The organism is Aerosakkonema sp. BLCC-F183 (assembly GCF_041929145.1).
In the GTDB taxonomy this organism is placed as follows: domain Bacteria; phylum Cyanobacteriota; class Cyanobacteriia; order Cyanobacteriales; family Aerosakkonemataceae; genus Aerosakkonema.
In genome coordinates, this window is record NZ_JBHFNU010000044.1 from 273335 (window position 1) to 280201 (window position 6867).

Annotated in this window: 6 protein-coding genes and 1 pseudogene; 2 read left to right on the forward strand and 5 right to left on the reverse strand. The window is 45.7% G+C overall.

What is annotated here, in order from left to right; genetic code table 11:
* Positions 1–61 precede the first annotated feature (61 nt).
* Entirely contained in the window at positions 62–2008 is a 1947-nt protein-coding gene (locus ACE1CD_RS12540; protein ID WP_374824423.1) for an EAL domain-containing protein, read from the forward strand.
* A 170-nt stretch (positions 2009–2178) separates the two neighbouring features.
* Here ACE1CD_RS12540 and ACE1CD_RS12545 read toward each other — a convergent pair whose 3' ends face one another.
* The 5 genes from ACE1CD_RS12545 to ACE1CD_RS12565 all read right to left on the reverse strand — a co-directional run bounded on the left by ACE1CD_RS12545 (position 2179) and on the right by ACE1CD_RS12565 (position 6185).
* Complete coding sequence (locus ACE1CD_RS12545; protein WP_374796259.1) at positions 2179–2421, reverse strand: hypothetical protein; 243 nt, start codon at positions 2419–2421, stop codon at positions 2179–2181.
* Positions 2422–2655: 234 nt separating this feature from the next.
* Positions 2656–3864, reverse strand: coding sequence for an aminotransferase class V-fold PLP-dependent enzyme (locus ACE1CD_RS12550; protein ID WP_374824425.1), 1209 nt, complete (start codon positions 3862–3864; stop codon positions 2656–2658).
* A 581-nt stretch (positions 3865–4445) separates the two neighbouring features.
* Positions 4446–4994 carry an NYN domain-containing protein gene (locus ACE1CD_RS12555; protein ID WP_374796261.1) on the reverse strand — a complete coding sequence of 183 codons (549 nt, stop codon included), beginning with the start codon at positions 4992–4994 and terminating at the stop codon, positions 4446–4448.
* A gap of 226 nt (positions 4995–5220) precedes the next feature.
* Positions 5221–5895: an ABC transporter ATP-binding protein gene (locus ACE1CD_RS12560; RefSeq protein WP_374796264.1), complete on the reverse strand. Its 675-nt coding sequence runs from the start codon at positions 5893–5895 to the stop codon at positions 5221–5223.
* Positions 5896–5915: 20 nt separating this feature from the next.
* Positions 5916–6185 carry a hypothetical protein gene (locus ACE1CD_RS12565; RefSeq protein WP_374796262.1) on the reverse strand — a complete coding sequence of 90 codons (270 nt, stop codon included), beginning with the start codon at positions 6183–6185 and terminating at the stop codon, positions 5916–5918.
* A gap of 274 nt (positions 6186–6459) precedes the next feature.
* Between ACE1CD_RS12565 and ACE1CD_RS12570 the strand changes: the two are divergent.
* A pseudogene (locus ACE1CD_RS12570) lies at positions 6460–6867 on the forward strand (photosystem II D2 protein (photosystem q(a) protein)); the annotation flags it as partial.

The following is a 6867-nucleotide window of genomic DNA, read 5'->3' on the forward strand; positions in this document are numbered from 1 at the left end:
GAGCGACTGTTTTTATCAAAACCATTGAGATAATTTGTTAATAATCAGAGAATAAATAAAAATGGAAAATCCAAAACAAGAGTTAATTCTAGTTGTTGACGACCATCCTGCTAACCTCAAATTGCTGTTTAGTTTTTTGAAATCATCTGGCTTCAAAGTGTTAGTGGCAGAAAATGGAGAAAGCGCGATCGAAAAGCTAAATGAGGTATCGCCGAACCTAATTCTGTTAGACATAATGATGCCAGGAATAGATGGTTTTGAAACCTGTCGCCGTTTGAAAGCATCAGTGGCGACAAAAGATATTCCCGTAATTTTTATGACGGCGCTAACCGACAATATAAACAAAATAAAAGGTCTATCTATAGGGGCGGTCGATTATATTACCAAACCTTTTCAGCAAGAAGAAGTTTTGGCTAGAGTAAAACTGCATTTAAAACTGCGTTCTTTGACGAAGACGCTGGAAGCTCAAAATCAGCTACTCAAACAGGAAATTGCGGCGCGGATCTCAGCAGAAACTGAATTGCAGAAGCTGACACAAGAGTTAGAGCAACGAGTGGCTGAGCGAACATCGGAACTTACAGACGCTATGCAAGATCTTCAAAAAACGCAAATTCAACTATTGCAGAGGGAAGAAAAATTGGGGCGTTTTGCTTTTCAAGATTCGCTGACGGATCTGCCTAACCGAGCTTGGTTTATGAATAGGCTAGCACAGGCGATCCAGACTGCTCGCGAACGTCAAGATTATTTATATGCGGTGCTATTCATCGATCTAGATCGCTTCAAAGTAGTAAACGATAGCCTGGGACATTTGTTAGGCGATGAATTACTGAAAAGCGTTAGCCGCAAACTGCAAGCTTGTTTGCGTCACACAGATACTGTTGCGCGTTTTGGGGGAGATGAGTTTGTGATTTTATTGTCAGATATTAAAGATATAAGCGAAGCGACTAAAATTGCCGATCGCATCCAAAAAGAATTAAAACAGCCGTTTCAATTAAACGATTATAAAGTGTTCACCGAAGTAAGTATTGGCATTATCCTCAGCAGCACGGGATACGATCGGCCAGAAGATGCGCTCAGGGATGCAGATGCGGCAATGTATCGCGCTAAAGCTAAAGGTAAAGGGCGTTACGAAGTCTTCGATCCCACAATGCAAACACTTGCGATGGCACGGTTGCAGCTAGAAAATGACTTAAGACGGGCGATCGACTTGCTACCTTGCTCAAGCACCGCCAGCGCCAGCCAGGAATTTTGCCTTTACTATCAGCCAATTGTATGCCTCTCTACAGGTAAGCTAAGTGGTTTTGAAGCATTGCTGCGCTGGGATCATCCATCTTTAGGATTAATATCGCCCGATCGGTTCATTCCTATTGCTGAAGAAACTAGATTGATCGACGATTTAGGGTGGTGGGTTTTGCAGGAAGCGTGTCGCCAACTAAAGATTTGGCAAGAACAATTTCCCCAAAAACCTCCCCTCGCAATTAACGTAAATTTTTCTGCCGTGCAAATTAAACAAGTGGATCTGCTGCATCGAATAGAAGAAATTTTACGCGAAGCTGCGATACCAATAACATCTTTAAAACTAGAAATTACCGAAAGTTGTATTTTAGAAACTTTAGACTGGGAAGAAAAAACTTTAAAGCAACTAAAAGCATTAGGTATTAATTTATGTATTGATGATTTTGGTACAGGCTACTCTTCTTTAAGCCGCTTGCACGAGTTTCCCATTGATACTTTAAAAATCGATCGCTCTTTTGTGAGTCGCATTGCCTCGGATAAAGATGATACCCAAATTGTTCAAACCATTGTTACTCTTGCCCGCAGCCGAGGCATGGATATAGTGGCAGAAGGGATAGAAACGCTTTTCCAGCTACAGAAGTTGCAAGAATTAGGATGCGATTTCGGGCAAGGGTACTTTATCTCTATGCCTGTAGATAAGGAAACTGCAACGGAACTTTTGGCTCGCGAGCAAATATTGCAGGCAGTACTACAGAAAGAAACTAGAGCTTAACGCTGAAACTGAAATGTTAAATATTTTCTGTATAAATAATTATTTTATATACTCAATCAAGCTTAAAACTGTCGATTGTAAACAATCAACAGTTATGAATTAAGCTGCATAAAAGATTTTTAACTTTAATTACACACACTGGCTTAGCTCCTGTTATACCGATACTTAAGCTAGGATGCAATATCGGCAACTGATGTTAAGAAATGTGAGCTTGCTACAATCTTGATGCGATTTCTACGCACGGCATACTGAATTCGCCTAATGCAACTTTGTTCGTCCTCACTGAGGCAGTTTTGCATCATTGCCAGGGTCAATCTATTGTATTCGGCGCGACTAATTTTCCCAGAACGACTGGCGCGTGCAAAAATTTCCGACAGAGTGTAAGGAAAGAAACCAGGTTGAACTATGAGCATAATTAGTTTTCGCCTTCTTCGATTAGATGAAGTATAACAATTATCAATTTAAGACGTAAAAGTGAAAAACTGGGGAAGAAAAAAAGTTTGCCGTAAACTATTTTCAATAAGTGCTGACTCTCTTCAGAGTTTCCAAAAATAAAACTATTTAAATAATCATTGAGATAGATGTAATAAAGTAACGTGAGTTACAGTTATAGATAACACAGTGAAAGGCAGATTGATTTTAAATAATTACCGCTCTATTAATTGTGCGATCGCCAAAGCCAAATACTCGTACTGTGCTGGTGTATTATAAATTTGAGCCGAAATGCGAAGCAGCTGCTTTGGTGCCGCAGGCCAGGGAATCACAGGCACTTCAATGCCAAATTTTTTAAACAGCGCATCTTGCAAAAAAGGGATTAACGGTGCTTTTCCTGCATCAGGGACTGCATCCGGCAAAGGCACAACTGCCATTGCGGCGATCGCTTCATCGGGACAAGGCGGCGAAACGGCAAGCGCTTGGCAAAGAGTCTGCCTAGCTGCCATTGCTAATGCTCGATTTCGCGCCATTAATTCTGGCCATCCACCCTGAAGCAGCGATCCCATAAATTTAATCGCTGCCGGTACGCAGAGGTAAGCAGTAGGATCGTCCGTTCCCATCCAGTCAAACTCTAGCTGGAAACGGGATCTGTCTGTGCGTGGAGAATTTGCACCGTGACTGATGGTCATGGGACGAATCTGGGATTGCTTATCGCGCCGTACATACAAAAATGCTGCCCCTTTTGGCGCACACAACCACTTGTGGCAGTTGCCTGTATAATAGGTTGCGCCTATTTCGTGCAAGTTCAAGGCCAACATCCCTGGCGCGTGGGCACCATCAATGAGAGTATCTATTCCAAGTTCTGTCAGCTTTTGTATGATTTGCTGGATGGGAAAAATCAAGCCTGTTTGACTGGTGATGTGGTCTAATAATACTAACCGCGTTTGCGATCGCACCTTTTCCATCACCGCTTCTACGATTCGATCGGGCGATTCGATCGGGAAAGGCACTTTTGCTACCACCACCCGCGCACCCGTCTCGGCGGCGACAAAATCAAGCACATTGCGACAAGCGTTGTATTCTTGATCTGTAGTCAGCAACTCGTCGTCCTTGGTGAATTTGAGCGATCGCAGCACTGCATTCACCCCTGTTGTAGCATTGGGGACAAATGCCAACTCCGAAGCGTCTGCACCGATAAACTCAGCTAACTCGCTTCTTGCCGCATCCAGCAGTTCTTCAAATTCTCGGACGAAAAAGCGTAGCGGTTCCCTTTCCATCTGCTGACGCAGGCGCTGTTGCGCCTCCAACACAGGTACCGGACACGCACCAAACGAGCCGTGATTGAGAAATGTTATTTCCGGATCGAGCATCCAGAACTTTTCAAACTCTGAAGGTGTAGGTTTGAAGTTTGTTTTTTTCATCCTTCATCCCTTCATCCCTTCATCCTTCATGTTTCATCCTTCATGTTTCATGTTTCTCTGTTTCATCTTTCTCTGTTGTAAAACTCCCCGGGTAGGATTCGAACCTACGACCAATCGGTTACACTTATCCCAACGTTTCCGAAGGGGGTGGACTATCTCATCATCCACATGGGATGTCGGGCGCTGTAGGATTTATTGGTTAGGCTCCTCATCCTTAGTCTCTGCTCCTTTCTGGCTACCTACGGATAACCGCTGCCTTTTGCCAGACTTGGTTCAGGGTTGCCGCCACCCGAAGTGCTGCGGTTTCCTTGAATTCACCCGATTTTCCACTACTCGTTTCCAAGTAGCGCTGCTAGGTAATGCAAGCAATCTTAAAGATTTACCTGCTTTTGTCCCTTACAGCCGACCGCTCTACCACTGAGCTACCGAGGAATGTGTGCTTTGCTTGTGCAACGCTTAACTATAGTAACGGTAATTCCAGAAATTTGGCAAGCCCTTTGGCAAATTTTTTTTATCGAAGGTCTCGTAAATCTCTGTAATTCGCACCCTGTCTGACTTTCGCCAGTTTTAAATCTTAGCGCTCACCTAAATCCATTTCGCAGTTCAGCCAAGCGCTGTCTGGATTTAGGATCGAGAGAGTTGGCTAAGAAACGACTTGATGATTGACTGCGCGGTTTGTGTTTGCGCCGGATGCGCTGAGAAGTTAACTCTACTTCGTGGGCTAGCCGCTGTGCTGACATCCATTCAGCACCGTAACCTAAGATCGTCAGTTGTTGGGCTCTGTCTGATGTCGCGACAATCAGCCGCCGCTGAAATTGCCGCAGCTCGTGGTGCAAGTCAGCACAGATTTTCTCAATAAAAGAATCTGCTGTTTGGCCAAAGTCGGTAAAGGAAATCGATAAGTTCTCCGTTATGACTTCGCTAGTACTGGGAGTGTCTCGATACTGGGCATCAAAAACTATCTGAGTACCGAAACCTTGAAAAGCGCTATAGCCAATCAGAGATTCAATCAGTTGCCAGCGGGCTGCCTCTAATCCATTGCGATCGCGCTCGTGTAGCAGCGTCGGCCAACAGCCAATTATGTTGTAGCCGTCCACGAGCAAAACAGCTGACGGCGAGTCGGGTGTCATTTTTCAATGCCAAATTTTTCTAAACTTAACAATTAAGATGGTAATTCATCTCTTAATAGTAATCAAATTGTTAAAACGGTGGACATTTTACACATTATGTGCATAGTGTCCACCACGTTAGGGCGTCGGGGCTGGGGGAGAGTGGGGGAGCTTAGGTCGTGGGGGAATGAGATAGCGGGAAGAGATTCTTAATTTTGAGTGAGTGACTGAGTGACTTTTGAGTTGCTCAGATAATTTCCTGAACTTGCATCAAGCGTTGTTTTAAGCGTTTGGGATCGCCTCGATCTACAACAAAACCCCGTTCCAACAGGAATGCGCCATCGCAGTAATCTAACTCATCTAAGCGGTGCGTTACCCACAAAGCAGTTATTCCCTGACTATTGACTAAGCGCCGCACTTGAGCTACCAAGTCTAACTGACTGTCTGGGTCGAGAAGGGCGGTGGGTTCATCCAACAGCAAAACTTCGCAACGACGAGCGATCGCACCGGCGATCGCCACTCGCTGCTTCTGGCCTCCACTCAAAGCATAAATTGGGCGTCGTTGCAACGCCCATAAGTTCACAGCTGCGAGAGCTTCTTCCACCCGCTGGCGAACTTGGAGCAAGGGAAGGTTTTCTTCCACCAGTCCAAACGCAACATCAGCTCCAACTGTAGGCATCACCAATTGATGGTCGGGATTTTGGAAGACGAATCCTGCTGGCTGTGCAATCTTAATTTCACCAGACTGGGGACGCAAAAGCCCAGCCAGCAATCTCAGCAAAGTTGATTTGCCGCTGCCATTAGTACCCAAAAGCATCCAAAATTCGCCTTTAGGAACAGTCAGAGAGCAGGACTTTAAAACCGTTTCGCCCCCAGACCAGCCAAAACAGACATCTTGCACTATGATGGCCGATTCCGCCATGTCATCACCGTTGCGGGCGTTCATCCTTCACTCATTGCGAAAAAGCCTGGGGGTCTGCCTGCTGCGGCGGCACCGGACTTTTGAGATATTTGTACTGCTGTGATTTCCGTAGTCAAGACGGCGATCTTTTTTTCCGGCTGTTTATCGCAGGTAAGCTCCAGAATTTGAGAGCTGCCGGAACGCATCGCTTCTAGAACTCGATCGTACAGCTGGCGAGCCTCGTCCTCTGACTTTCGCTGCACCGAAAGCGGGAAAGGAGTGTTCTTGAGAGTCAGGTCGATAGTGAACATAAGGCTTTAAACGGTTTTGGTTAATTTCACGACTATTTTCTAGTATTGCAAAGTTGACTCATCCCAGCAGCAAACCTTTGTGAGCAAAATTCGGCAACGAAATCAGTTAAGGGGGTGAAAAATTAGAAAACTTACACTTATAATGAGAGACATGGTAAAGAAACGTAAACTTGAATTACGTTTTAACAGGTTTTGTGCGTAGTCATAACTGCTTAGCAGTTAGACAACGATCGAACCGCCTACCCGTACTCATATCTATTCGGAGATCCACGTCATGACTGTTGCAGTCGGACGCGCCTCAGCACAAAGAGGATGGTTTGACGTCCTCGACGACTGGTTAAAGCGCGATCGCTTCGTATTCGTAGGTTGGTCTGGTATTCTGCTGTTCCCCTGCGCCTACCTGGCCTTGGGCGGCTGGCTGACAGGCACCACCTTCGTCACATCCTGGTACACCCACGGACTGGCATCATCCTACTTGGAAGGATGCAACTTCCTGACTGCCGCCGTATCCAGCCCAGCAGACAGCATGGGACACTCCCTACTGTTCCTGTGGGGCCCAGAAGCGCAGTGGAACTTCACGCGCTGGTGCCAAATCGGCGGACTGTGGCCGTTTGTAGCCCTGCACGGAGCCTTCGGATTGATCGGCTTCATGCTGCGGCAATTTGAGATCGCTCGCTTGGTA

Bases quoted from the DNA above. Each gene is read 5' to 3' on its own strand.
- ACE1CD_RS12540 (WP_374824423.1), top strand. From the start codon at position 62: ATGGAAAATCCAAAACAAGAGTTAATTCTAGTTGTTGACGACCATCCT.
- ACE1CD_RS12545 (WP_374796259.1), bottom strand. From the start codon at position 2,421: ATGCTCATAGTTCAACCTGGTTTCTTTCCTTACACTCTGTCGGAAATT.
- ACE1CD_RS12550 (WP_374824425.1), bottom strand. From the start codon at position 3,864: ATGAAAAAAACAAACTTCAAACCTACACCTTCAGAGTTTGAAAAGTTC.
- ACE1CD_RS12555 (WP_374796261.1), bottom strand. From the start codon at position 4,994: ATGACACCCGACTCGCCGTCAGCTGTTTTGCTCGTGGACGGCTACAAC.
- ACE1CD_RS12560 (WP_374796264.1), bottom strand. From the start codon at position 5,895: ATGGCGGAATCGGCCATCATAGTGCAAGATGTCTGTTTTGGCTGGTCT.
- ACE1CD_RS12565 (WP_374796262.1), bottom strand. From the start codon at position 6,185: ATGTTCACTATCGACCTGACTCTCAAGAACACTCCTTTCCCGCTTTCG.